Annotated in this window: 26 protein-coding genes; 16 read left to right on the forward strand and 10 right to left on the reverse strand. The window is 62.7% G+C overall.

All coding sequences use genetic code 11. The annotated features are described in order from the left end of the window. The first annotated feature begins 181 nt into the window (after positions 1 to 181). From NKL06_RS19745 to phoB, 6 genes are all read left to right on the forward strand, one after another. A complete protein-coding gene (locus NKL06_RS19745; RefSeq protein ID WP_023693678.1) occupies positions 182 to 1,210 on the forward strand; it encodes a substrate-binding domain-containing protein in 1,029 nt (342 codons plus the stop codon). Between the two features lie 96 nt (positions 1,211 to 1,306). Continuing rightward, the gene (gene pstC, locus NKL06_RS19750) at positions 1,307 to 2,767 is read left to right on the forward strand and encodes a phosphate ABC transporter permease subunit PstC (protein WP_023693679.1); all 1,461 of its coding nucleotides are present in this window, start codon (positions 1,307 to 1,309) and stop codon (positions 2,765 to 2,767) included. Continuing rightward, complete coding sequence (gene pstA / locus NKL06_RS19755) at positions 2,764 to 4,080, forward strand: phosphate ABC transporter permease PstA (protein WP_023693680.1); 1,317 nt, start codon at positions 2,764 to 2,766, stop codon at positions 4,078 to 4,080. The genes pstC and pstA overlap by 4 nt, the downstream gene beginning before the upstream one ends. A gap of 17 nt (positions 4,081 to 4,097) precedes the next feature. Continuing rightward, positions 4,098 to 4,922, forward strand: coding sequence for a phosphate ABC transporter ATP-binding protein PstB (gene pstB / locus NKL06_RS19760; protein ID WP_023670110.1), 825 nt, complete (start codon positions 4,098 to 4,100; stop codon positions 4,920 to 4,922). A gap of 41 nt (positions 4,923 to 4,963) precedes the next feature. Then, positions 4,964 to 5,668 (forward strand): phosphate signaling complex protein PhoU, encoded by a 705-nt coding sequence (gene phoU, locus NKL06_RS19765; RefSeq protein WP_023670109.1) that lies wholly within the window; start codon positions 4,964 to 4,966, stop codon positions 5,666 to 5,668. Between the two features lie 16 nt (positions 5,669 to 5,684). Continuing rightward, positions 5,685 to 6,374 carry a phosphate regulon transcriptional regulator PhoB gene (phoB, locus tag NKL06_RS19770; RefSeq protein WP_023822590.1) on the forward strand — a complete coding sequence of 230 codons (690 nt, stop codon included), beginning with the start codon at positions 5,685 to 5,687 and terminating at the stop codon, positions 6,372 to 6,374. A 30-nt stretch (positions 6,375 to 6,404) separates the two neighbouring features. On the opposite strand, the gene NKL06_RS19775 is transcribed toward phoB, so the two are convergent. Further along, on the reverse strand, positions 6,405 to 7,640 hold the full coding sequence (locus tag NKL06_RS19775; protein WP_023807897.1) for an ROK family protein: 1,236 nt from the start codon (positions 7,638 to 7,640) through the stop codon (positions 6,405 to 6,407). A 266-nt stretch (positions 7,641 to 7,906) separates the two neighbouring features. On the opposite strand from NKL06_RS19775, the gene xylF reads away from it, so the two are divergent. The 4 genes from xylF (at position 7,907) to NKL06_RS19795 (ending at position 13,021) form a co-directional block, all read left to right on the forward strand. After that, the gene (gene xylF / locus NKL06_RS19780) at positions 7,907 to 8,947 is read left to right on the forward strand and encodes a D-xylose ABC transporter substrate-binding protein (RefSeq protein ID WP_023683968.1); all 1,041 of its coding nucleotides are present in this window, start codon (positions 7,907 to 7,909) and stop codon (positions 8,945 to 8,947) included. A gap of 144 nt (positions 8,948 to 9,091) precedes the next feature. Beyond that, entirely contained in the window at positions 9,092 to 10,408 is a 1,317-nt protein-coding gene (locus tag NKL06_RS19785; protein ID WP_023693681.1) for a sugar ABC transporter permease, read from the forward strand. 12 nt (positions 10,409 to 10,420) lie between these two features. Beyond that, a complete protein-coding gene (locus NKL06_RS19790) occupies positions 10,421 to 11,218 on the forward strand; it encodes an ATP-binding cassette domain-containing protein (RefSeq protein WP_023693682.1) in 798 nt (265 codons plus the stop codon). 156 nt (positions 11,219 to 11,374) lie between these two features. After that, positions 11,375 to 13,021, forward strand: a complete 1,647-nt coding sequence (locus NKL06_RS19795; RefSeq protein ID WP_023693683.1) for a CHASE domain-containing protein — start codon at positions 11,375 to 11,377, stop codon at positions 13,019 to 13,021. Positions 13,022 to 13,060: 39 nt separating this feature from the next. Here NKL06_RS19795 and NKL06_RS19800 read toward each other — a convergent pair whose 3' ends face one another. The 6 genes from NKL06_RS19800 to NKL06_RS19825 all read right to left on the reverse strand — a co-directional run bounded on the left by NKL06_RS19800 (position 13,061) and on the right by NKL06_RS19825 (position 16,538). Further along, a complete protein-coding gene (locus NKL06_RS19800; protein ID WP_023670102.1) occupies positions 13,061 to 13,303 on the reverse strand; it encodes a YMGG-like glycine zipper-containing protein in 243 nt (80 codons plus the stop codon). A gap of 83 nt (positions 13,304 to 13,386) precedes the next feature. Next, on the reverse strand, positions 13,387 to 13,713 hold the full coding sequence (locus NKL06_RS19805) for a hypothetical protein (protein ID WP_023693684.1): 327 nt from the start codon (positions 13,711 to 13,713) through the stop codon (positions 13,387 to 13,389). A gap of 142 nt (positions 13,714 to 13,855) precedes the next feature. Beyond that, positions 13,856 to 14,032: a hypothetical protein gene (locus NKL06_RS19810; RefSeq protein ID WP_023693685.1), complete on the reverse strand. Its 177-nt coding sequence runs from the start codon at positions 14,030 to 14,032 to the stop codon at positions 13,856 to 13,858. Between the two features lie 128 nt (positions 14,033 to 14,160). Further along, positions 14,161 to 15,195 (reverse strand): sensor histidine kinase, encoded by a 1,035-nt coding sequence (locus tag NKL06_RS19815; RefSeq protein WP_023670099.1) that lies wholly within the window; start codon positions 15,193 to 15,195, stop codon positions 14,161 to 14,163. Between the two features lie 160 nt (positions 15,196 to 15,355). Then, positions 15,356 to 15,523, reverse strand: a complete 168-nt coding sequence (locus tag NKL06_RS19820; RefSeq protein ID WP_023670098.1) for a DUF1328 domain-containing protein — start codon at positions 15,521 to 15,523, stop codon at positions 15,356 to 15,358. Between the two features lie 220 nt (positions 15,524 to 15,743). Beyond that, a complete protein-coding gene (locus NKL06_RS19825) occupies positions 15,744 to 16,538 on the reverse strand; it encodes a response regulator (protein WP_023670097.1) in 795 nt (264 codons plus the stop codon). 212 nt (positions 16,539 to 16,750) lie between these two features. On the opposite strand from NKL06_RS19825, the gene NKL06_RS19830 reads away from it, so the two are divergent. Beyond that, on the forward strand, positions 16,751 to 16,954 hold the full coding sequence (locus NKL06_RS19830; protein WP_023670096.1) for a NepR family anti-sigma factor: 204 nt from the start codon (positions 16,751 to 16,753) through the stop codon (positions 16,952 to 16,954). 3 nt (positions 16,955 to 16,957) lie between these two features. Beyond that, positions 16,958 to 17,509, forward strand: coding sequence for a sigma-70 family RNA polymerase sigma factor (locus NKL06_RS19835; protein WP_023670095.1), 552 nt, complete (start codon positions 16,958 to 16,960; stop codon positions 17,507 to 17,509). Positions 17,510 to 17,565: 56 nt separating this feature from the next. Here NKL06_RS19835 and NKL06_RS19840 read toward each other — a convergent pair whose 3' ends face one another. After that, the gene (locus NKL06_RS19840) at positions 17,566 to 17,943 is read right to left on the reverse strand and encodes a response regulator (protein WP_023693686.1); all 378 of its coding nucleotides are present in this window, start codon (positions 17,941 to 17,943) and stop codon (positions 17,566 to 17,568) included. 280 nt (positions 17,944 to 18,223) lie between these two features. Between NKL06_RS19840 and NKL06_RS19845 the strand changes: the two genes are divergently transcribed. The 3 genes from NKL06_RS19845 (at position 18,224) to NKL06_RS19855 (ending at position 19,909) form a co-directional block, all read left to right on the forward strand. Further along, positions 18,224 to 18,985, forward strand: coding sequence for a Crp/Fnr family transcriptional regulator (locus NKL06_RS19845; RefSeq protein WP_023670093.1), 762 nt, complete (start codon positions 18,224 to 18,226; stop codon positions 18,983 to 18,985). A 124-nt stretch (positions 18,986 to 19,109) separates the two neighbouring features. Beyond that, complete coding sequence (locus NKL06_RS19850) at positions 19,110 to 19,436, forward strand: ElaB/YgaM/YqjD family protein (RefSeq protein ID WP_023670092.1); 327 nt, start codon at positions 19,110 to 19,112, stop codon at positions 19,434 to 19,436. An 11-nt stretch (positions 19,437 to 19,447) separates the two neighbouring features. Further along, positions 19,448 to 19,909, forward strand: a complete 462-nt coding sequence (locus NKL06_RS19855) for a hypothetical protein (RefSeq protein ID WP_023683962.1) — start codon at positions 19,448 to 19,450, stop codon at positions 19,907 to 19,909. A gap of 58 nt (positions 19,910 to 19,967) precedes the next feature. On the opposite strand, the gene NKL06_RS19860 is transcribed toward NKL06_RS19855, so the two are convergent. Then, positions 19,968 to 21,542: an HWE histidine kinase domain-containing protein gene (locus NKL06_RS19860; protein ID WP_081725542.1), complete on the reverse strand. Its 1,575-nt coding sequence runs from the start codon at positions 21,540 to 21,542 to the stop codon at positions 19,968 to 19,970. 112 nt (positions 21,543 to 21,654) lie between these two features. Here NKL06_RS19860 and NKL06_RS19865 point away from each other — a divergent pair, with 112 nt between their 5' ends. Next, positions 21,655 to 21,882 carry a hypothetical protein gene (locus tag NKL06_RS19865; RefSeq protein ID WP_023693688.1) on the forward strand — a complete coding sequence of 76 codons (228 nt, stop codon included), beginning with the start codon at positions 21,655 to 21,657 and terminating at the stop codon, positions 21,880 to 21,882. A 26-nt stretch (positions 21,883 to 21,908) separates the two neighbouring features. Here NKL06_RS19865 and NKL06_RS19870 read toward each other — a convergent pair whose 3' ends face one another. Then, complete coding sequence (locus NKL06_RS19870; RefSeq protein WP_023683959.1) at positions 21,909 to 22,829, reverse strand: diacylglycerol/lipid kinase family protein; 921 nt, start codon at positions 22,827 to 22,829, stop codon at positions 21,909 to 21,911. Positions 22,830 to 22,864: the final 35 nt, after the last annotated feature.

Below are 22,864 nucleotides of genomic sequence, written 5' to 3' on the forward strand. Positions count from 1 at the left end.
CAGCGGCAACTTCCATTCCCACAAACCGGCTTAAAGGGGGCGGCCCACAAGACGTCTGTGCGACGTTACCGGGCTGACACGAAACTGTCATGCGACTGTAATAATCGAAGGCTATTGGCCTCAGCGGGCGCCGGTTTGAAGAGGGCGCCAAGAGACCATCTTCCGAACAGGAGCAGGCCACATGAAGAAATTCCTCGTTACGGCATCGGCCGTGGCGGTAGCGTTCGCCGCATCGTCCGGTGTCGCCGCTGCGCGTGACCAGATCCAGGTCGCCGGTTCGTCGACCGTGCTGCCTTACGCCAAGATCGTCGCCGAGCAGTTCGGCGAAACCTTCACCAACTTCAAGACCCCGGTGGTCGAGTCCGGCGGCAGCGGCGCCGGCATCAAGGAGTTCTGCAAGGGCGTCGGCGAAGACACGATCGACATCGCCAACTCCTCGCGCCCGATCAAGAAGGACGAGCTGAAGTCCTGCGCCGACGCCGGCGTCAAGGACGTCCAGGAAGTCCGCATCGGCTATGACGGCATCGTCTTTGCCACCGACATCAAGGGTCCGGACTGGGCGCTGGTTCCCGCCGACATCTACAAGGCGCTCGCCGCCAAGCTGGTGGTCGACGGCAAGCTGGTCGAAAACCCGAACACCAAGTGGAACCAGGTGAATCCGAAGCTGCCCGACTGGGATATCGCCGCCTATATCCCGGGTGAGAAGCACGGCACCCGTGAAGTGTTCGAGACCAAGCTGCTCGACGCCGGCTGCGACAAGGCCGCTTTGAAGGCTGCCGGCATCGCCGACGACAAGGAAATCGGCAAGACCTGCATCGCCATCCGCAAGGACGGCAAGGCTGTCGACATCGATGGCGACTACACCGAGACGCTGGCCCGCATCGACTCCAACAAGACCGGCGTTGGCGTGTTCGGCCTCGCCTTCTACGAGAACAATGCCGACAAGCTGAAGGTCGCCACCGTGGAAGGCATCGTGCCTTCGACGCAGACCATCGCCGATGGCACGTACCCCGTGTCGCGGCCGTTGTTCTTCTACGTCAAGAAGGCGCATCTGGGCGTCGTTCCCGGCCTCAAGGAATATGTCGAGTTCTTCCTTGATGACCAGATGATCGGCCCGGAAAGCCCGCTCGCCCAGTACGGCCTGGTTTCCGCTCCCGACGCCGAACGTCAGGGCCAGCGCGACGCCTTCGCCGCCGGAAAGACAATGTAATCGACCGACCGGATCAGGGCGCGGACCAAATCCGCGCCCTGATTTCGCCGCTTGCCGCAACGGCGGCGGCGATCTGAATTTTCCCTGGGGTGGGTGATGTCGTCCTTGCTCGTACTCGCCATAGTCATTGCCATAGGCGTGGTCGCTTTTGTGGTCGGCCGCCAGCGCGCAGCGGCGCAGGATACCGGCAAGGTCAAGCCGCATTCGCGCGCGCATTATCATGGCTGGTGGGCCTTTCTGCTCGCGGTCCTGCCTGCCGTCCTTTTGCTCGCCGTCTGGGATATCGGCTCTTCCTTCTATCTCGACCGGCATATCCATGCCGCTTTGCCCGAGCGCACCGCCGACACAAAGGTCGCCAGCGAAGCGCTCGACGCCAGCCTGGTGAAGAGCCTGGCCAAGGGCCTGCGTCGGCTCGATGGCGATACCGCACTTCCCGCTACTTTCGCCGAATTGCAGCCGCTGCTCGCCGCCAAGGGCGTGGCACTGGCCAGCGACACCCAGGACTATATGATCCCGATCGCGGTCGAGGCGAACCAGGTCCAGGACCGGCTCGGCCTGTTCGGCGCCGTGCTGACCTTCGCTCTGTCGATCGCCGGCGCCTTCTATGCGCTGAGGCAGATCGCGCCGCGCGCCAGGGCGCGCAACAATGTCGAGAAGTTGATGCTGTGGGGGCTGCTTGCGGCCTCGACCATCGCCATCCTGACCACGGTCGGCATCGTGCTGTCGATGCTGTTCCAGACGATCACCTTCTTCGAAAGCGTATCGCCGATGAGCTTCTTCTTCGGCACGGTGTGGGATCCGCGTTTCGCCGCCGCCGGTTCCGGCGGCAGCCAGGGTCAGTTCGGCCTGATCCCGCTACTCGCCGGCACGCTCTACATCGCCGCCGTCGCGCTTCTGGTCGCAGTGCCGGTCGGGCTGATGTCGGCGGTCTACATGTCCGAATACGCCTCGCGCAGCGTCCGGTCGGTGGTCAAGCCCGCGCTTGAACTGCTGGCCGGCATCCCGACCATCGTCTACGGCATCTTCGCCGTGGTCACGCTCGGACCGTTCTTGCGCGACCTGTCGGCGGCACTCACCGGCGGCTCGCCCTTCATCCAGGGCCAGAGCATCTTCACCGCCGGCCTGGTGATGGGCGTCATGCTGATCCCGGTCGTGTCCTCTTTGTCCGACGACATCATCACCGCGGTGCCGCGCGCAATGCGTGACGGCTCGCTCGGCCTCGGCGCCACGCGCTCCGAGACGATCAAGCGGGTGATCCTGCCGGCGGCACTGCCCGGCATCGTCGGCGCCATCCTGTTGACGGCGTCGCGCGCCATCGGCGAGACGATGATCGTCGTGCTGGCGGCGGGCGTCGCCGCCAATCTGACGGCCAATCCGTTCGAGGCGATGACGACCATCACTGTCAAGATCGTCAACCAGCTGACCGGCGATCTCGAGTTCAACTCGCCGCAGACGCTGGTCGCCTTCGCGCTCGGCCTGACGCTGTTCGCGCTGACGCTGGTGATGAACATCGTCGCCCTCTACATTGTGCGCAAGTACCGGGAGCAGTACGAATGACCGACATCCCCCTGGACACGATGGCGGGTGCCGTCGCGCGTCCGCGCCGCGACATCGGGCTGAAGGCGCGCTATGCCGCCGAACGCCGGTTCCGCATCTATGGCGTGATTGCGATCTCGGTGGGCCTGGCGTTCCTGGCCATCATGTTGATCACCATCGTCTCGAAAGGCTACACCGCCTTCTGGCAGACGACGGTGACGCTTCCGATCACCTTCGATGAGAAGGTCATCGACCCCTCGAACAAGCGTGCCACAGACCCGAATGTGCTGATCAAGGCGAACTATCCCAAGCTCGCCGAAAACGCGCTGGTGGCCAAGCTCGGCATCGATCCGGCCAACAAGCCGATGATGCTGAAGCTCAAGGGCTTCCTGTCGGAAGGCGCCCGCGTCCAGCTGCGCGACATCGTCTCCGCCGATCCGTCGGTGATCGGCACGACGCGTGACGTCGACATCCTGGCCGCCGCCAATCTCGACTCGGCCTTCAAGGGCCAGATCGACCTCGGCGTCGATGAAGCGCGCCGCAAGGTGTCCAACCAGCAGATCGACTGGATGAACAAGCTCAAAGCCGAAGGCGCGATGGCCGAGCATTTCAACACCGGCCTGTTCAGCTATGGCGCCTCCAGCCGGCCCGAGACGTCGGGCATGGGCGTGGCCATCATCGGGTCGTTCTACATGATGGTGATCGTGCTTTTGCTGGCGCTGCCGATCGGCGTCGCCGCCTCGATCTATCTCGAGGAATTCGCCAAGAAGAACCGCTTTACGGACCTGATCGAAGTCAACATCAACAATCTCGCGGCGGTGCCGTCGATCGTCTTCGGTCTGCTTGGCCTTGCCGTGTTCATCAACTTCCTCGGCATGCCGCGCTCGGCTTCCTTCGTCGGCGGCCTGGTGCTGACCTTGATGACATTGCCGACCATAATCATCGCCACGCGCGCCGCCCTCGCCGCGGTGCCGCCGTCGATCCGCTCGGCGGCACTCGGCCTCGGCGCCTCCAAGATGCAGATGGTGTTCCACCACATCCTGCCGCTTGCCGCCCCAGGCATCCTTACCGGCACCATCATCGGCCTGGCGCGTGCGCTCGGCGAGACAGCACCGCTGCTCTTGATCGGCATGGTCGCTTTCGTCGCCGATTATCCGGCGACGCCTTTCGATCCGGCGACCGCGCTGCCGGTGCAGATCTATATGTGGGCAAACGAGGCTGAGCGCGCTTTTGTCGAGCGCATGTCCGGCGCCATCATCATCCTGCTCGTCTTCCTCATGGCCATGAACATCACCGCGATCGTGCTCCGGCGCCGGTTCGAGCGGCGCTGGTAGAAAAAAGGCAATTTGGTATGAACATCATGACCGAACAGTCCCTTGAGAATGCAGTGGGCGACAAAATGAACGCCAAGTCGAACGAAGTCATCAAGATGCGCGGCGACAAGGTCGGCGTCTTCTACGGCGAGAAGCAGGCGTTGTTCGACGTCAATCTCGACGTCCGACAGAACCAGGTGACGGCGCTGATCGGCCCGTCCGGCTGCGGCAAGTCGACCTTCCTGCGCTGCCTCAACCGCATGAACGACACCATCGATTCGGCGCGGGTGACCGGCAAGATCACGCTCGATGAAGACGACATCTACGACAAGAACATCGATGTCGTCGAACTGCGCGCCCGCGTCGGCATGGTGTTCCAGAAACCCAACCCGTTCCCGAAGTCGATCTACGAGAACGTCGCCTACGGCCCGCGCATCCATGGGCTGGCCAAGCGCAAGTCCGACATGGACCAGATCGTCGAGCAGAGCCTTAAGAAGGCTGCGATCTGGAACGAGGTCAAGGACCGCCTGCAGGAGCCCGGCACCGGCCTGTCCGGCGGCCAGCAGCAGCGCCTGTGCATCGCGCGCGCCATCGCCGTGTCGCCGGAGGTGATCCTGATGGACGAGCCCTGCTCGGCGCTCGATCCGATCGCCACCGCCCGTGTCGAGGAGCTGATCGACGAACTGCGCCAGAACTACACGATCGTCATCGTCACCCACTCGATGCAGCAGGCGGCGCGCGTGTCGCAGCGTACAGCGATGTTCCATCTCGGCTATCTCGTCGAGGAGGGCGCCACCGACAAGATGTTCACCAACCCCGACGACAAGCGCACCCAAGACTACATTACCGGCCGCTTCGGCTGAGCCGTCCGGCGGGTGAATTTTCAGGCACGAGGACCAAGATCATGGGTGAACATACCGTCGCCTCCTTCGATGAAGAGCTCGGGCAGATCAGCAAGCTGATCCGCGACATGGGCGATCTGGCCGGCTCGATGGTCAGCGGCTCGACCAGGGCGCTGCTCAATTCGGACAATGCGCTGGCACAGCGTGTCGTTTCCGACGACGCCATCATGGATGCGCGCCAGCGCGAACTGGACGACCGCGCCATCACGCTGATCGCCAAGCGCCAGCCGATGGCCAACGATCTGCGCGCCGTGGTCGGCTCGATCCGCATGGCCGGCGACCTCGAGCGCATCGGCGATCTCGCCAAGAACATCGCCAAACGCGTCGGCACCGTGGGCTTGAGCGTCACGCCGCGCGACCTCTCGCACTCCATCGATGCCATGGCGCAACTGGTGCTGATCCAGGTGCAAGGCGTCGTCGAGGAATATGCCGCCACCGATGCGGCAGCGCTTGCAAAACTCAGGAATGACGACGAGCGCATCGACGTCAAATACACGTCCGTGTTTCGTGAGCTCTTGACCTACATGATGGAAGACCCTCGCAACATCACCGCCTGCACGCATCTCTTGTTCTGCGCCAAGAATCTTGAGCGCATCGGCGATCATGTCACCAACATCGCCGAAAATGCGTATTATGTGCTGACCGGCCAGCAATTGCCCGCCAATCGTCCGAAGCAGGACGAGACGGCGATGGCCACGCCGGCCTGATGAGGGTGAACTGCCTATGATCGCGCCACGCATCATGGTCGTGGAGGACGAGGAGCCGCTAGGCGTGCTCCTCCGCTACAACCTCGAATCCGAAGGCTATCAAGTCGAGGTGGTGACACGCGGCGACGAGGCCGAGATCCGCCTGCAGGAAAACGTGCCCGATCTCCTGGTGCTCGACTGGATGGTGCCCGCTGTTTCCGGCATCGAGCTCTGCCGGCGGCTTAGAGTGCGGCCCGAAACCGAGCGGCTGCCGATCATCATGCTGACCGCGCGCGGTGAGGAAAGCGATCGCGTGCGCGGCCTGTCCACCGGCGCCGACGACTATCTGGTCAAGCCATTCTCGACGCCGGAGTTCATGGCGCGCGTGAAGGCGCTGCTGCGCCGGGCCAAGCCGGAAGTGCTGTCCAGCGTGCTCAAGGTCGGCGACATCGTGCTCGACCGCGAGTCGCACCGTGTCTACCGCAAGAAGAGCGAGATCAGGCTCGGACCGACCGAGTTCCGGCTGCTCGAATTCATGATGCGCCATCCCGGCCGCGTGTTCTCGCGCAGCCAACTGCTCGACAATGTCTGGGGCGAGACGATCTATATAGACGAGCGAACCGTCGACGTGCATGTCGGGCGGCTGCGCAAGGCCGTCAACAACGGCCGCATGCCGGATGTCATCCGTACCATTCGCGGCGCCGGCTACGCGATCAGGGAAGACTAGGATCCTGCGCGTCGCGCCGTTGCCGGCCATTCACGCGACATGCTTGCCGGATTTGGGCTGAATACCCGGCGCAAAAATCTCCTGGTCGACGAAGCCGAGCGCGCGCGTGGCACAGCCTTCGCGGATCAGCGGCAGCTCGTTGGGCTCGGTGTCGAAGGAGATCGACTTCGAGTGCTGGCCGCCGGCGGTCTGGGCGATCGCTTCGCGCAATGCCGGTTCGATCAGGTCGAACGCGGCGGCGCTGACGCCGACCATGGCGACGGGGGCCGGGTCGATCAGCGCAAACAGGCTGCCGAGGCCGAAGCCGAGCGCCTCACCGGCCCTGCGATAGGCTTCGCGCTCCGGTCCGTCCGTCTCTCGCGCACGAGCGGCCAGCGCCCGCATATCAGCGTCGCCGATATCGACCGGCTCGGCATCCTCGCCCATCATTTTGGCGCTGCGCCAGATGGCGTAGTTTCCGGCATAGGCTTCCACGCAGCCGCGCCGCCCGCAGCGGCAGAGCGCGCCGCCCGGACGGTGGATCATGTGGCCGAACTCGCCGCCCGAGGAATGGGTGCCGGTGAACAGTTCGCCTTTCAGCACCAGCCCCATGCCGATGCCGTGCGACAAGAGGATCGCGATGAAATTGTCGCGGTAGCGCTCGGGCTGGCGCCATTGCAGGGCCACCGCCATCATATTGCAGTCGTTCTCCATGGTGGCAGGAATGCCGAATTCCGCTTCCAACATGTCGGCGAAGGCAATGTCGGTCAGTGGCGTGATTGGCGACCACAGCATGGCCCGCGCCTGCGAATCGGTGATGCCCTGGATGCCCATGGCAATGCGGGCGATGCTCTGGACATCGAGGTCCGGGTCCGCGAGACGCCGCCCGACGATTGCTACGCATTCGCCGATCAGCTCGTCGCGCGGCATGGTCAGCGTGTCGAGCCGGCGCTGTTCTTCCGCGACCACCTGGCCGGCATAGTCGATGACGGTGACGGAGAGGAAGTTCAGCGACAGCACCACGGTCATGACCGCCGCCGCTTCCGGGTTGAGGCCAAGGCCGACCTGCGGCCGGCCGCGTTTCAGCGAGCCGGTCTCGCCAGGCTTGCCTTCAATCAGGATGCCTTCTTGAATTAGATCAGACGAGATTGCCGATATCGTCGAATGGCTGAGGCCGGTGGTCGCCGCAATCTCGGTCCGCGACGGCTGGCCGGCCCGGCGCACGGCCGAAATCACCATCGCACGGTTGCGACGGCGCAGATCGTCGTGGCGGATCCCAACCGACATTTGTTTTCCTCCCGGCCTCCTCGCGCCTCATGATAGTGAAGGCGTTCGACGGCACCAGCCAAATATTGGCAGACGCCGGCAGCCCTGTCATTGTTTATTGCGGACCTCGAAAAAAATCGGCAAGGCCATCAGAATCCATCAGCATCGATGTTGACAGCGCCTTATCATTGAACCAGTATTTTTTCGAGGCTCGAAAAAATAGGGCCTCTGTGTGCCGGCCCTCGGGCCAGTTTTGTCGCGCCGCACGCGGCGCAGGGAGGATTATGATGAACAGATTTGCAGCCGCCATGCTGGCGGGTGTCGCCATGTCGCTGGCGCTGATGTCGGTCGCGCAGGCGAAGGACAAGGTCATCGGCGTGTCGTGGTCGAACTTCCAGGAAGAGCGCTGGAAGACCGACGAGGCGGCGATGAAAACGGCGATCGAGGCTGCCGGCGACAAGTACATTTCCGCCGACGCGCAGTCCAATCCCGGCAAGCAGCTGACCGACGTCGAAAGCCTGATCTCGCAGGGCGCCAACTCGCTGATCATCCTGGCGCAGGACGCCTCGGCCATCGGCCCGGCGGTGCAGAAGGCGCTGGACGAAGGCATTCCGGTCGTCGGCTATGACCGCCTGATCGAGAACAAGGACGTCTTCTACCTGACCTTCGACAACAAGGAAGTCGGCCGCATGCAGGCCCGCGAAGTGTTCAAGGCGAAGCCCGAAGGCAACTATGTCTTCATCAAGGGCTCTGGCTCGGATCCGAATGCCGATTTCCTGTTCTCGGGCTCGATGGAAGTGCTCAAGGAAGCCATCGACTCGGGCAAGATCAAGAATGTCGGCGAGGCCTATACCGATGGCTGGCTGCCGGCCAACGCGCAAAAGAACATGGAACAGTTCCTGACCGCCAATGACAACAAGGTCGATGCCGTGGTTGCGGCGAATGACGGCACAGCCGGCGGCGTTGTCGCCGCGCTGACGGCGCAGGGCCTTGCAGGAACGGTTCCGGTCTCGGGCCAGGACGGCGACCATGCCGCTCTGAACCGCATCGCACTCGGCACGCAGACGGTGTCGGTGTGGAAGGACGCGCGCGAACTCGGCAAGAACGCCGCCGAGATCGCCTCGCAGCTTGCCGATGGCAAGAAGACGGGCGACATTGCCGGCGCCAAGGACTTCACCACGCCTGGCGGCAACACCGTCAAGTCGCTGTTCCTGACCCCCGTCGCGATCACCAAGGACAACCTCAACGTCGTCATCGACGCCGGCTGGATCAAGAAGGACGAAGTCTGCACAGGCGTCGCCGCCGGCAGCGTCGCGGCTTGCAACTGATCTCGACGACTTGAAGAAATGAGGCGCCGCGGCTGTCAAGCCGCGGCGTTTTCTCTACGAGAATTGTGTGTTTCCGCCATCGGCGGCAAACTTCTAGGCTGTGGTCCGGCATCCGCGCCAGACGGCAAGCCGCTGGAGGACATCATGACCGACACGACCTCAAATCCGCAGGCCGATACGGCACGAGCGTCTGAACTCGGCGCGGTCGCCCGGTTCCTGAAAGCGACCGAGCTCGACACGCGCATGCTCGGCATGGTCGGCGCGCTGCTGGTCATCTGGGTCGGCATACATATCCTGTCGGGTGGGCTTTTCCTGACGCCGCGCAATCTTTGGAACCTGTCGGTGCAGACGTCCTCGGTCGCGATCATGGCGACCGGCATGGTACTGGTCATCGTCATGCGCAACATCGACCTTTCGGTGGGCTCCGTCGAAGGCGTGATCGGCATGATCATGGGCGTAGCACAGGCCGAATTCCTCATTCGCGTCATCGGCTTCCAGCTTGGAAACCCCTGGCTCTGGATCGTCGCGCTTGCCGCCGGCGTGGTGCTTGGTCTGCTGATCGGCGCGTTCCAGGGCTTCATCATCGCCTATATGCAGGTTCCGGCCTTCATCGTGACGCTTGGTGGCCTGCTGGTCTGGCGCGGCATGGCATGGCTCATCACCAGCGGGCGCACGGTCGCGCCACTCGACGCCACCTTCCAGCTGATGGGCGGCGGACCACGCGGCTCGATTGGCGCCGCTGCCAGCTGGATGGTCGGCATCGTCGCCTGCGCGGCGGTCGCCTTCGCGCTGCTCAACGGTCGCTCGCAGCGCAAGCGCTTCAGCTTTCCACTGCGCCCCGTCTGGGCCGAGACCTTGCTTGGCGTGGTCGCTTGCGCGGCCATCCTCGGCGCCGTGTGGATCGCCAATTCCTATCCATGGCCGATCGGCATCGTGCGCCTGTACGCACAGCAGAACGGCATCACCGTTCCCGAAGGCGGGCTGTTCATCGCGCATGGCATCGCCATACCGGTGCTGATGGCGGTGATTGTCGGCATCATCATGACGTTCATCACCAAGCGCACGCGTTTCGGCCGCTATGTCTTCGCCATCGGGGGCAATCCGGAGGCAGCGGAACTCGCCGGCATCAACACGCGCTGGGTGACCATGAAGGTGTTCATGATCATGGGTGTGCTGGCTGCAATCAGCGCGGCGATCTCGTCGGCCCGTCTCAATGCGTCAACCAATGCGCTGGGCACACTGGACGAGCTTTTGGTGATCGCGGCCGCTGTCATCGGCGGCACGTCGCTCGCGGGCGGCGCCGGAACGGTGATGGGCGCCATGCTCGGCGCGCTACTGATGCAGTCGCTGCAATCCGGCATGGTGCTGCTCGGCATCGACTCGCCGCTGCAGAGCATTGTCGTTGGCGCTGTCCTGGTCATCGCCGTCTGGCTCGACACCGTCTACCGCAAGCGCGTCTAGGGAGGAACGATTATGGAAAAAACTGCTCCCACCGGTACGCCACTGATCGACATGCGCAACATCTCGATCGCGTTCGGTGGCATTCGCGCCGTCGACGATGCGTCCATCGATCTTTTCCCGGGCGAAGTGGTGGCGCTGCTTGGCCACAACGGCGCCGGTAAGTCGACGCTGATCAAGATCCTGTCGGGCGCCTACAAGCGCGATGCCGGCCAGATCTTGGTCAACGGCCAGGAGGCCTCGATCTCCAATCCGCGCGACGCCAAGAAATACGGCATCGAAACGATCTACCAGACGCTTGCGCTGGCCGACAATGTCGACGCTGCCGCCAACCTCTTCCTCGGCCGCGAACTGATGACCGCGTGGGGGACACTCGACGATGTCGCCATGGAGGCCGAGGCGCGCAAGGTGATGGGCCGGCTCAATCCGCGCTTCCAGCGGTTCAAGGAGCCGGTAATCAAGCTCTCGGGCGGCCAGCGCCAGTCGGTGGCGATCGCACGCGCCATCCTGTTCAACGCCCGCATCCTGATCATGGACGAACCGACGGCCGCGCTTGGGCCGCAGGAGACGGCGCAGGTCGGCGAACTGGTCAAGCAGCTCAAGGCCGACGGCATCGGCATTTTCCTGATCAGCCACGACATTCACGACGTGTTCGAGCTTGCCGACCGAGTCTGCGTAATGAAGAACGGCCAGGTCGTCGGCACCGCGCGCACCACCGATGTGACCCAGGACGAAGTGCTCGGCATGATCATCCTGGGAAAGTGCCCGCCCGGCGCCATTCCCGGTCCGGGTGCGCTGAAGATCGCGGCCTGAGACCACGCTATCGTCAGCTGTCATGTTCACTGATGCTCGAGATCGATAAGCCGGCTAAATATGCATGATATGCCAGCTGTCATTATGGCTTGGCCGCGCCATTGTCTTGCCGCGGCGACTTGCCCATAAAGGTCGCGAACCGTCCATGGGCCTGCGTTGAAGAAGTTTTTCCCGATCCTTGCCTTCATTGCCGTTGCACTGATCAGCCTGACGATGGCGGGCTTCGCCTATTTCGCGACCCAGGAAGCGGCGCGCATCAAGTTCGAGGCGACGGCCGACGACGCGCTCAACCGCATCGAAAGCCGTATCGATCTGCATCTGTCACTGCTGCGCTCGACGCAGGCGCTGTTCGACGCCCGCAATGGCGAGATTTCAGGTAGCGAATTCAAGGCCTTCTTCAGCGCCCTCGATGTCGATAACAATTTCGCCGGCCTGCGCGGCATCGGCTATCTCAGGCTGGCCAAGACCGGTGACGAAGCGGCGGTCGAGCGCGACATGTTGCGCGACCGCGGCGCCGCCCACACGGTCTATCCGGACACGACACAGCCATGGCGCACGCCCGTCGTGCTGTTCGAGCCGCTCGACCCTGCCAACGAATCCACCATCGGCTACGACATGTTCACCGAGCCGGTGCGGCGCGAGGCGATCGAAAAAGCGCTGGCCGATGACGCACAGCACGCAAGCGGTCTGGTCCAGCTCGGCCAGGATACTGGCGCGGCGCAGACCTTTACCGGCTTCCTGGTCTTCGTCAGGCTCAATGTAGAAACCGCGCCGGATGGTATCAATGCGTCCAGATCATCGACATCAGGCCTTCTCTACGCGGCCTTCCGCGCCCGCGACCTGTTCCAGACCGCGCTCAGCCGCACGCCTTTGCTGCCGGTCAACACCGCAGTCTATGACGGCACGGCGGACGCCGACAATCTTCTGTTCCAGTCCGAAACGCCGCCGGCCGCGAGCTTTGGCGACAGGCTGTTGGTGACGCGCAAGATCATCGTCGCCGGTCGGCCGTGGACGGTGCTGTTTCGGCCGACAAGTGCATTTTCGCAACCGTCCTCGCGCGCCATTCCGGTCATGCTCGGGCTGTTCGGCCTGCTTCTGGCCGGCGCCATCGCGTTGGTGGCCCGCTACCAGGAGCGCGCCTACGACGCCAAGTCGCTGCTGCATGAAACGACGGAAAAAAGCCTGCTCGAAAAGGATTTGATGCTGCAGGAGATGAAGCATCGGATCAAGAATTCGATCACGCGGGTGCTGGCGATTGCGCGCCAGACGGCAGCGCAAGCAACCGACGTGAAGGAGTTCTCAACTTCCTTCTCGGCCCGCCTGCAGGCAATGGCGGCTTCCCAGGATATGCTGACGCGTTCGCGCTGGCAGAAGGCCGATCTTGGCGACCTGCTGCGCATCGAGCTCGGCCAGGTGTTCGGCAAGGAGCTTCCGGAAGGGATATTGTCAGGGCCTCAGGTGCTGCTCGACGAGAGGACGACGCAGGCGCTTGGCCTTACCTTTCACGAACTGGCGACGAATGCGCTGAAATATGGCGAGGCCGGCAATTCCGTGGGTGCGCTCAAGGTCGACTGGTCGTTCGAGGGGCGCGGGTCCGAGCGGATGCTGGTTCTGAACTGGCGCGAGGCCGGGCAGAAGGAACTCGAAGCGCCGGCGAAGACCGGCTTCGGCACCAAGCTGATCGACCTCAATGTCACGCGCGAATTGCGCGGCACGATTGCCCGAGATTTTCGCATCGATGGGCTTACGGTGGAAATCAGGATCCCGCAGCCTGATGCAGTCAAACAAACGGAGACCGGCTGACCGGTCTCCGTCGCGATTGTCTGACGCTTTTGAAGCGGATCAGCAGCGAGCGGTGTAGAGCCGGCCGCGATTGTCGCGATACTGGCAATAGCCGTTGCGCAGGTTGCGCACCAGCAGGCCGGAACCGGCGCCAACGGCTGCGCCGATCAGCGCACCCTTGCCGCCGCCGATCAGTCCGCCGGCCAAAGCACCGACACCGGCGCCGACACCGACATCCTGCTCGGTCGTGCTGCAGCCGCTGACGGCGACCACCGCAACCATGGCAATAATCAATTTCCGCATGGAATCTCTCCTCACTTTTGTCCTCACTTTAGTAAGCTCCAGCCGCTATTTAGCACGAAACAGCAGCCTTTGCCCGCTCGATCTTATTGTTGGCTAAGAGAGTCTTTTTCGCGGCGCGTGGCGTTCGACGCGACCACGACACTGGAAATCTGCAAAGACGCGTCGAGGGTGCCGTCCGGGCGCACGTTCCAGACGATCTGGTCATAATCATCCTCCAGCGCGGGGTCGACCGTAAGACATTTGGCAACGACGTGCTCGGCCTGACCCTGCACGTCGCCGGCAGCGAATGGACGTTCTGCCGTGCATGCTTCGGCGGTTTCGAAAACACTGACCGGCACCGGCAGTTCACGGCATTCGGTCACGTTGTTCGAACAGCCAATTACCAGAAGCAAAGCGGCGATGTGTTCCACGGCGACACGTCCTCTCGCCATAAGAACGGTCCACAGCCGTCAAAGTTCCTGTGCCGAAAGGGGCGTTAATAATTGGTCGGCTACGAGCTGGACAGTTTCTGAGCCAGGCTGCTTGGGAGCAGCGTGAACCTGAGCATCTGGCTCAGACCAATTGCGACGCCACGATCAGCACAACAGCGGCGACGAGCGCGACAGCGGCGAAGCGAAGCAAGGGGTGCCAGGCGTGCTGCAAAGGCGAGGCTGAAGCATCAGGATCCTGAAAGCCGCTCATCGAGACCCGCGCGGCCTGCTCCAGCCTGTTCATATCGGCCACCGTCATGATCATTCCTCCCATACTTGCGTTGCAGGCCGCGGCCGAACATCGGTTGAATCGGTCAAGATCCAGCAATCTCTGGGAACCACAGCATCGGATTTTATGGTGAACAGCCGGTTAAGGAATCCCGCCGCTCATTCGGTTTCGAAATTGCCGTGCGGAACCACCAGGCGATATTCGAGGCGGTCACTGGTGATCTCCAGCGTCGCCGTGCCGTTCAGCGATGCCGGCACGACACGTTCGAGGGCAACGCTGCCGAAGCGTTTCTCGGTGCGTCTGTTATCATTGGCGACAATGGCCTCGACCCAAGTCAGCGACAAAGCCGGCTTGTCGGCGGCCTCTGCGACGTTCGACAGATCGGCGGTTACCTCGACAAAGCCGTCCGGCCGCGCCAGGGCGCCGTAGCTGAATGAATTGACGGCGAGTTCGTGCATTGCCAGTCCGATATGAATGGCGGCGTTGGGATTGAGGTAGGGGTTGACGCCATTGAAGCGCAGGCTCTGCGCGGGATCGGCGCCGTAGCGAACGACCTGGCCGCGGATAAGCTCGCGAAGTGCTGCACCCCGCCAGTTCGACGACGTTACCAGATCCTGGGAGGAAGCCAGTGACTGCAGGCGGCCGCGAAAGCGCTTCAGGAAATCGTCGGGTGTCTCGGAATAGCGGCCGGTCTGGGTGGCAATACTCTGGATGATGGCCAACAGGTTCTTGGAGCGGTGGCTGACTTCGCGCAACAGCGTCTTCAGCGTCTGTTCGCGGCGTTTCTGCTCGGTGGTTTCCACCATCGTGGTGACGACGCCCTGCACGTCGCCGCGATGGCCCCGATCGGCATCGACCCATACCTGGAACCAGCGCATGCCATCACCGGTGGGAACACTCAGTTCAAGGCGTTCCGGATTGCCGGAAGCGATCACATTGCTTTTGGCGGCGGCGATTTGCTCAGCTTGCGCCGGTGGCAACGCGCCGTTGCTGTCGGCTGTGTCGGAAACCCACGGCGCACGCATGTTGCGGGCCCATACAGTCTTCAATTCACGATCCTGATAGAGGACGGAAATGCCGGCATTGTGCAGAGCGTGAAGCAAGGCCCGGCCAAGCTGCATTCCGCTTTCAGCCGGGTGCAGTGCGATCACCTCGTCGCCCTGTCCGCTCTCGCCTCCGCCAATGGAACGCATCAATCACCTGTCCACCTGATCAGGACCGAACGATTCACTTGGACTCAGTTCCTGAGTAGGTCCCCAGAAAAGGTCCGCCGGACGATGTCCCGTTGGAGGACATCGCCCGGCGGTGGCTGGAAACCGTTTGAGGGGTGCGGCTTCCAGTGTTCGCCCGCTCCTACGATGCCCGTCTGAACAGGCCGGCCAGAAGCGAGATGACGAGGAAGGCGAGAAAGATGAAGAACAATATTTGCGCGATACCGGCCGAGGTACCGGCGATGCCGCCGAAACCAAGCGCGCCGGCGATGATCGCCACGACGAGAAATACGAGCGCCCAGTAGAGCATGATCTGTCTCCTTCCGATACTGAATCAAGAACGTGAGTGATTGCTGTTTGTTCCACCATTTGCCGAAAAAGAAGGTCTTTGGAAGTGGCCCGGATGCGAATTGATTCACGCGCGTGCGCCCCATACGGAGCGACGGGCAGCCGCCGATCGCCGGGCTAGGCGATCGCCAGTGCCGGCAACGCTGCGAGGCGGCGAAAAGTTGGAGATTGAAGGCCCTACTTCACGCGGCGGCCTTGGCCTGCCGGTCGAAGAACAGCGCTTGGCTGATCAGCGCCTTGACCATGTCGGGATTGAACGGCTTGGTGACGAGGAAGGCCGGTTCAGGCCGCTCGCCGGTCAGCAGACGTTCGGGGAAGGCGGTGATGAAGATTACCGGCACCGAAGTCGACGACAGGATTTCGTTGACCGCATCGATACCCGAGCTGCCATCGGCAAGCTGAATGTCGGCCAGCACCATCTTCGGCCTTGTCTTGCCGAACATCGCCACCGCCTCGGTATGGGTGCGCGCGGTTCCGACCACGTGGTGGCCGAGGCTCTCGACCATTTCCTCGATGTCCATGGCGATCAGCGGCTCGTCCTCGATGATCAGCACATCGGTCGCCACCTGGCGAGAGATCTCGTTGCTCGCCTGGGCAAGCAGTTCGGAGAATTCCTTGGCGTCGACATCGAGAATTTCAGCTGCCTCGTCTTCACCGAAGCCTTCGACCGCGACCAGCAGGAAAGCCTGGCGTGGCCGTGGCGCAATGGCGTTCAGATTGGCGGCGGCGCGCTGCTCCCATGCCGATTGTGCCTGCTCCTGCGGAACGCGGATGGCAATGGAGGTGAACAGTTTGGCGAATACCTTGTAGAGCGCGATGCGGTCGCTTGACGCTTGCGGGAAGATGTCGACGTCGGCGATGATGGCTTCGAGCATCGCGGCGACCAGCGCATCGCCACTCTCCTGCGATCCGGATACGGCGCGTGAAAAGCGGCGCAGGAACGGCAGGTGCGGAGCGATGGTTGCGGAAAGGCTCATGGTAGACGTCTCCCTCAGATGACGTGATTGCATAGATTGCAGGTCAAGCTGATTGCAAGCCCCAACACCCAAACGCGGGTTTTGCGAAAAAGTTCCGAGACTTGTGGAACGAAACCGTACGGGCGACGTTTGTGGTGCGATGGGCAACCAGACGAGGGGGCCGCTTTGCGTTGTGTAATGGGGCGGCTCGGGGCGCTGGATTTAAGGGCGAAATGAAGGACATGAATAAAGAAACGCTGGCTGGCGCCGCTGACAGGCGCCGGGCCAATTCCGGCGACCCGCTCGGGGCGAATTCGGAAATCGGCCGCAAACTCAAACAATATTATGACGAGCTGGTCTCGGACAATGTGCCGGATCGCTTTGCCCAGTTGCTCAGCCAATTGGAAAAGGCCGAACCTGCACAGAAGAAGGACTGAGGCATGGCAGCTGTCTCACAAGGGTTCAAGACCGACCTGCTCGGCTCGATCCCGAGCCTGCGGGCTTTTGCCGTGTCGCTGACGCAGAATGCCGACAAGGCCGACGATCTGGTGCAGGAGACGCTGGTCAAGGCTTGGGACAAGCATGAGAGCTTTCAGCCCGGCACCAATCTCAAGGCATGGCTGTTCACCATCCTGCGCAACGAGTTCTATTCCCAGATGCGCAAGCGCGGCCGCGAGGTGCAGGACAGCGACGGCATCATGACGGCCAGGCTTGCCGTTCATCCGGCTCAGCACGGCCAGCTTGACCTCAAGGATTTCCGCGGCGCGCTCGAGCAACTCCCCGAGGACCAGCGCGAAGCCATCATCCTCATCGGCGCTTCAGGCTTTTCCTATGAAGAGGCCGCCGAAATCTGCGGCTGTGCGGTCGGAACGATCAAGAGCCGGGTCAGCCGGGCCCGCACGCGGTTGCAGGAGATCCTCAAAATCTCCGGCGAAGACGAATACGGGCCGGACGCGATCTCGTCCCAGGTGACGGGTTCAAACGCTGCCTGACGGCGGAGGCCCCGTTTGCGGGCCTGGGCTCTCTACACATACGCATCGAAGATATCTCAGACTGGCGCGCGGCCGCAGGCCGCCGCCAGAGCCTCGACGAGATCGGTCCCCGAATAAGGCTTGGTGACCAGGCGGATGCCGGGAAAGGACCCTTTGATCTCATCGGGGTCCGAATAGCCGGAGGCAAAGACAAACGGCAGGCCCGATTGGCGCAGCCGCGCGGCGAAATCGAGTGTGGACGTTCCGCCCAGCATGAGGTCCACGATAGCGGCGTCGAACTCGCCAACGACCTTCTGCTCATCGATCTCGGCCAGAGCGCGGGCAATCACTACGTCGCTCGCGCCATGGTCGCGGCAAAGCTGCTCGACATCCATGGCGATCAGGAATTCATCCTCCAAGACAAGAATTCGCAATCCCTCAAGCAATGGCGGCACTTGGCAATCTCTCCTCAATTCTTGCAGCATCGGGTACAGTGACTCCAGTCAACCGCATCGCGGACCTTGGGGGGATCGGTCAGGCCTTAATCCGAAAAGTTCGCCCACCGGCTCTACTCCACAAGCGAGCTTCGAATTCGCCTCAATGGAGTGTAGCGAGTCATGATCGCTATTTGCCATCCTGTCATTTAAAAAAGACATGCCATCGGCAGCGGAACCGCGGCCTTGCAAAGGCGTAGCACTCAGTCTCTGGCAAGAGACTTTCGAAAGAGGGATCGAAATGTCGGGCCAGAACGGTCGCTCGTTTTCCAGCCGTCAGTACCCATGCGAGATATGCCCGCTTCGGCCATTGCCGGTGTTCCGGGAATTCGAGAAGCAGGAGCTTGCCTATGTCAGCATGTTCAAGAAGGGCGAACTGGCCGTCGACAAGGGCGCCACAGTGCTGGTCGAAGGCAGCCAAAGTGCTCATCTCTACACCGTGCTTTCGGGCTGGGCCTTCCGCTACAAACTATTGTCGGACGGCAGGCGCCAGATCCTGAACTACTCCATGCCCGGCGATCTTATCGGGCTGCAGGGCAGCCTGATGGGCGAAATGCAGCACTCGGTCGAGGCGCTGTCGCCCATGCTGTTGTGCGTCTTCGAGCGTGAAAACCTGCACGAGCTCTACCGCAACCATCCGGGCCTTGCTTACGACATTACCTGGCTGGCGTCGCGCGAGGAGCGCATGCTGGACGAGAACCTGCTCAGCGTCGGTCGGCGCACGGCGGTCGAGCGCACCGCCTATCTCATAGCCTTCATCGCCAGCCGCGCGGCGGCAGTCGGGCTCAACGGCAAGGCGCCGGTGCAAATCCCGATTACCCAGCAGCATGTCGCCGATACGCTCGGCCTGTCGCTGGTCCACACCAACAAGACGATCCGCAAGCTCATCGATCGCAAGCTGATCGCCTGGCGCGACGGCGGTTGCGAAGTGATCGACGGGGAGGGGCTGAAGGATCTCGCGCGCTGGGAGGGCCTAAGCGAAGGCCGTCGGCCGCTGATCTGACAGGCAGGCCTCCATCTGGGGCTGGACTCGCACTTGCAAACACCCTTTCATGGATACGGTTTCCGATTTCGGAACCATGACGTGTGTCGGGCGTTTGAAGCCAAGCAAACGCAAGGAGTTTAGAATGGCAACTGCCGCAGGAAAAACCGCCAACGAAAGTCAGACGAACGCCGACCTGGAAGCCGACATTCGGCAGTTGAAGGCGGATATCGAAAAGTTGACCAAGCAATTGGCCAAGACCGGCGAACATGGTTACGGCACGGCGCGGCGCGCTGCTGCCGAAGGCGTCGACCAGTTGCGCGCGCAGGGCGAAGCCGTCTTCGACAGCCTGCGTGGCAACGCCAAGGATCTTGAGGCCCAGATCACGGCCAATGTGCGCGAGAAGCCGGTCACTTCACTGGCGATCGCGGCCGGCGTCGGCTTCCTGTTTGCGCTTCTTGCCCGGCGCTAGTTTCGACAGAGATGGGCATGCTGGCACCGCTTATCTCGGCCTTGGCCTCGGGTGAAGCCATTGCCGCCATGCGCCGCGCGCGCACGGCGGCAATCGTCTACGGGCTCGCCGCCGTGGCTGCCCTGTGCGGCCTCGGGTTTCTCCTGGGGGCGGCCTACATCTGGGCGGCTGACCGTTATGGCTCGATGGCCGCCTGTCTTGGCTTCGCCGCTGGTTTCCTGGTACTGGCCGGGCTTATCGTGCTCATTCATCAACTTGCGGCTGGAACGCGTGCACGCCGACGTGCGCGAAGGCGCAATGCCGACCTGAAGGCGCTCGGTATCACCGCGGCGCTTGCCGTGCTGCCGGCCTTGCTCAAGGGGAAAGGCGGGAAGGGCGTCATTCTCGGCCCGATGATCGCGCTCGCGGCCTATGCCATCTACCGCGAGAACGTCAAACCGGATCCGGGCGATCCAGACAGCGAAGCCGACTAAAGCGCGTCGCGCTGATACGCTGTTCCCGGGAAAACCGCTTCGCACTTCTGAAATTGCTTTAAGCCGGCAGATCTTCAAGCGGCATCGATATTTCGGCGAACACGCCTTCGGCGCGGAATTCGTGGGTCACTTCGCTCGACAAAACCTTGGCGAGGCTGCGGCGGATCAGGATAGAGCCGAAGCCCTGGCGTTCCGGCGGGTCGACTTTCGGCCCGCCGCTTTCGATCCAGGTCAGCACAAGGCGGCGCGCGCCTTTCTTGCCCGCCGCCTTCCAGTCGACATCGACCTTCCCCGAGCCAACCGACAGCGATCCGTATTGCAGCGCGTTGCTGGCCAGTTCGTGCATGATCAGGCCGAGCCCCACCGCCTGGTCGGGCGAAAGCAGCAGCTCCGGACCGGAGATCACGATGCGCGGCCGTTCTGCCGAATCGAACGGCTTGACCTCGATCTGCATCAGTTCGCGAATACCGATTCCGCGCCATTCGCGATCCGACAGCAGGTTATGGGCTGCGCCCAGCGCCTGCAGCCTGGCGCCGAAGGCTTCCAGGAATTCGCTTGGGCGGCGAGCGTGGCGAACGGTCTGCGTCGCCAGCGCCTGCACCGTTGCCAGCGTGTTCTTGACCCGATGGTTGAGCTCGCGCAGCAGCAGCCTTTGCCGGTCCTCGCCGAGCTTGCGTTCCGAGATGTCGTAGTTGACGCCAAAGATAAGCGTCGGCTTGCCTTCGCCGTCGCGCTCGATGACGCGGCCGCGGGTGACTATCCAGCGCGGCGGATCGAAGCCTTTGACCCGGTATTCGCCGAAATAGTCGTCGCTGCCGGTCAGGGCATCGCGAAAGCGCGTCTCGGTCTGGTAGACGTCGCGCGGGTCGATGGCGGCCAAAATGTCGCGCGCCCGCAGCCGGTTCGAACGCGGCAGGTTGAACAGCTCCGACAAACGCACGTCGCATTCGATCATGTCGGTGCGGATATCCCAGGCCCAACTGGCGAGCGAGGCGGCATCGAGCGCTATGGCTCGGCGCTTTTCCTCCTGCGCCAAAGCAGCCGTGGCAATGGCGCCGCTGCGGGTGGCGTCCTTGAGGGTAAACAGGCTGGCGGCGAGGCTGGCCAGCGATTTCAAATGATCGAGCGCGGCAGCGGACGGAAATTCATGCGGCTCCCGGTCGAGTACGCACACCGTACCGACGCGCGCGCCGGCAACCACCATCGGCGCGCCGACATAAAAGCGGACATGGTGTTCGCCGGTGACCAGCGGGTTGCGGGAGAAGCGAGGGTCGATGCTGGCATCCGGCACCACCATGGGCTCGTCGCCGGCGGCAATGGTATGGGCGCAGAACGATATGTCGGTCGCGGTTTCGGTCTCGTTGAAGCCGACACAGGATTTGAACCACTGTCGTTCGGTGTCGAGCAGCGTGACGAGCGCGATCGGCGCCCGCATCACGGCGGCGGCTAGGCCGGTGATGCGATCGAAGTCGGGATCGGAGTCGGTGTCGATCGCGTCAAGCCCGTGCAGTACGGCAAGCCGCTCCGGCGCCACCACGGCGCGGCGGACTTCAACCGGCAAACAAACCTGCTTCGGCACCTTGCTATCCACCAAGCCCCCTCGCTTGCAGGCCCCACCCGCGGTGGCGCGCATCTTGCGCGGCCGTCGCGCGCCGGAACTTTTGTAGCAAGCAATCGTTACCCCACCATGTTTCGCCAGCGATGGTTTTATCCACCATGCCGGTTGCACGATAGGAACGCCGCCGATGACCAAGATCGCCCCTGAAAACAAAGCCCGTCAGGGGCGCTGGGGTTGGCACGGCTTGCGCATACTGGTCGCCGCGCTGCTCCTGGCTTTCATTGCTTGGGGAGCGGCCGAGATTTATGGCCAAAAGATCGATCCAGATACCCCTGAAAGCCAGGGGCAGCCCACCGGCCAGACCGCGCCGGCCGACCAGAGCGCGCCAGCCGGCGAGGGGCAGTCGGGCGGCTAGGGTTTTCCTCGTCATTCGTAATCGCATCAGGCGGCCTTTGCCTGGGCGGCTTGCGCCGGAACCAGGACGTTCAGCGCGCCAGGGTGGATCTGGATTGTCGTTTCACGCTCCAGCTTGACCAGTTCGCCGTCGATGACGGCGCCGAATTTCTTGCTCCCTGTATGGATTTTCACGATTGCCTTGTCGGCCTGATGAGTTTCGACATGGTCGCTGTCGCGCCACCTGCCTCGAGCCATGTCGAAGAGCGCCCTGACCAGCTCGCCACGCTGCCGCGCCACGGTTACATAGATGCCGAGCACGCCGCCGGCAGGATTGTCGGCATAAGGCAGATGGCCTTCGCCAAACAGATTGTTGGAAATGCCGATGCCGCTGATGCGGGTCACGATTTCGGCTTCGCCGACCGTCAATGTCACCTTCATGGCTGGAGGATTGTTGATCGTCGTCCAAGCGGCCTTGGCCGAGGCGCGAATCTTTCCCAGGCGCGAGGCGAATTCCATATTGTCGCGCAGCTTCACCATCCTGGCGTGCAGGCCGATCGAGAACTGATGCACGAACGGCCGGCCATTCGCGCTCGCGATATCGACCGCCATGATCTCGCCGTCGGCAAAGGACTTCAGCGCGCCATCGATGGTCTGCGGAATTCCAAGGCCGCGGGCGAACAGGTTCATGGTTCCTGCAGGCAGGACGGCCAGCGCCTTCTTGCCATTCATCAGCCGCCCCGCGGCGGCCGAAATGGTGCCGTCGCCGCCACCGGCCAGCACGACGTCGATGTCGCGTCGCGCGGCGACCTTGTCGAGCGCCGCGACAATCTCCTTGCCGGCGACGATGTCGATATCGATGGAGTGACCAGCCGTCTCAAGCGTCTGGCGCATGCGGTCGGTTAGCGCGGAAAGATCGGTGGTCCGCAAGGTGCCGCCGTCCCGGTTCAGCACCGCTGCAAATCGCATGCCCCGCTCCGTGTTCTTTTTTAGTGGTCGGAATG

This window comes from Mesorhizobium sp. C268A (genome assembly GCF_040324475.1).
In the GTDB taxonomy this organism is placed as follows: Bacteria; Pseudomonadota; Alphaproteobacteria; order Rhizobiales; family Rhizobiaceae; genus Mesorhizobium.

Coding starts and splice junctions, on each gene's coding strand:
- NKL06_RS19745 (WP_023693678.1), top strand. CDS start 182: ATGAAGAAATTCCTCGTTACGGCATCGGCCGTGGCGGTAGCGTTCGCC.
- pstC (WP_023693679.1), top strand. CDS start 1,307: ATGTCGTCCTTGCTCGTACTCGCCATAGTCATTGCCATAGGCGTGGTC.
- pstA (WP_023693680.1), top strand. CDS start 2,764: ATGACCGACATCCCCCTGGACACGATGGCGGGTGCCGTCGCGCGTCCG.
- pstB (WP_023670110.1), top strand. CDS start 4,098: ATGAACATCATGACCGAACAGTCCCTTGAGAATGCAGTGGGCGACAAA.
- phoU (WP_023670109.1), top strand. CDS start 4,964: ATGGGTGAACATACCGTCGCCTCCTTCGATGAAGAGCTCGGGCAGATC.
- phoB (WP_023822590.1), top strand. CDS start 5,685: ATGATCGCGCCACGCATCATGGTCGTGGAGGACGAGGAGCCGCTAGGC.
- NKL06_RS19775 (WP_023807897.1), bottom strand. CDS start 7,640: ATGTCGGTTGGGATCCGCCACGACGATCTGCGCCGTCGCAACCGTGCG.
- xylF (WP_023683968.1), top strand. CDS start 7,907: ATGAACAGATTTGCAGCCGCCATGCTGGCGGGTGTCGCCATGTCGCTG.
- NKL06_RS19785 (WP_023693681.1), top strand. CDS start 9,092: ATGACCGACACGACCTCAAATCCGCAGGCCGATACGGCACGAGCGTCT.
- NKL06_RS19790 (WP_023693682.1), top strand. CDS start 10,421: ATGGAAAAAACTGCTCCCACCGGTACGCCACTGATCGACATGCGCAAC.
- NKL06_RS19800 (WP_023670102.1), bottom strand. CDS start 13,303: ATGCGGAAATTGATTATTGCCATGGTTGCGGTGGTCGCCGTCAGCGGC.
- NKL06_RS19810 (WP_023693685.1), bottom strand. CDS start 14,032: ATGACGGTGGCCGATATGAACAGGCTGGAGCAGGCCGCGCGGGTCTCG.
- NKL06_RS19815 (WP_023670099.1), bottom strand. CDS start 15,195: ATGCGTTCCATTGGCGGAGGCGAGAGCGGACAGGGCGACGAGGTGATC.
- NKL06_RS19820 (WP_023670098.1), bottom strand. CDS start 15,523: ATGCTCTACTGGGCGCTCGTATTTCTCGTCGTGGCGATCATCGCCGGC.
- NKL06_RS19825 (WP_023670097.1), bottom strand. CDS start 16,538: ATGAGCCTTTCCGCAACCATCGCTCCGCACCTGCCGTTCCTGCGCCGC.
- NKL06_RS19830 (WP_023670096.1), top strand. CDS start 16,751: ATGAAGGACATGAATAAAGAAACGCTGGCTGGCGCCGCTGACAGGCGC.
- NKL06_RS19835 (WP_023670095.1), top strand. CDS start 16,958: ATGGCAGCTGTCTCACAAGGGTTCAAGACCGACCTGCTCGGCTCGATC.
- NKL06_RS19845 (WP_023670093.1), top strand. CDS start 18,224: ATGTCGGGCCAGAACGGTCGCTCGTTTTCCAGCCGTCAGTACCCATGC.
- NKL06_RS19850 (WP_023670092.1), top strand. CDS start 19,110: ATGGCAACTGCCGCAGGAAAAACCGCCAACGAAAGTCAGACGAACGCC.
- NKL06_RS19855 (WP_023683962.1), top strand. CDS start 19,448: ATGGGCATGCTGGCACCGCTTATCTCGGCCTTGGCCTCGGGTGAAGCC.
- NKL06_RS19860 (WP_081725542.1), bottom strand. CDS start 21,542: ATGCGCGCCACCGCGGGTGGGGCCTGCAAGCGAGGGGGCTTGGTGGAT.
- NKL06_RS19865 (WP_023693688.1), top strand. CDS start 21,655: ATGACCAAGATCGCCCCTGAAAACAAAGCCCGTCAGGGGCGCTGGGGT.
- NKL06_RS19870 (WP_023683959.1), bottom strand. CDS start 22,829: ATGCGATTTGCAGCGGTGCTGAACCGGGACGGCGGCACCTTGCGGACC.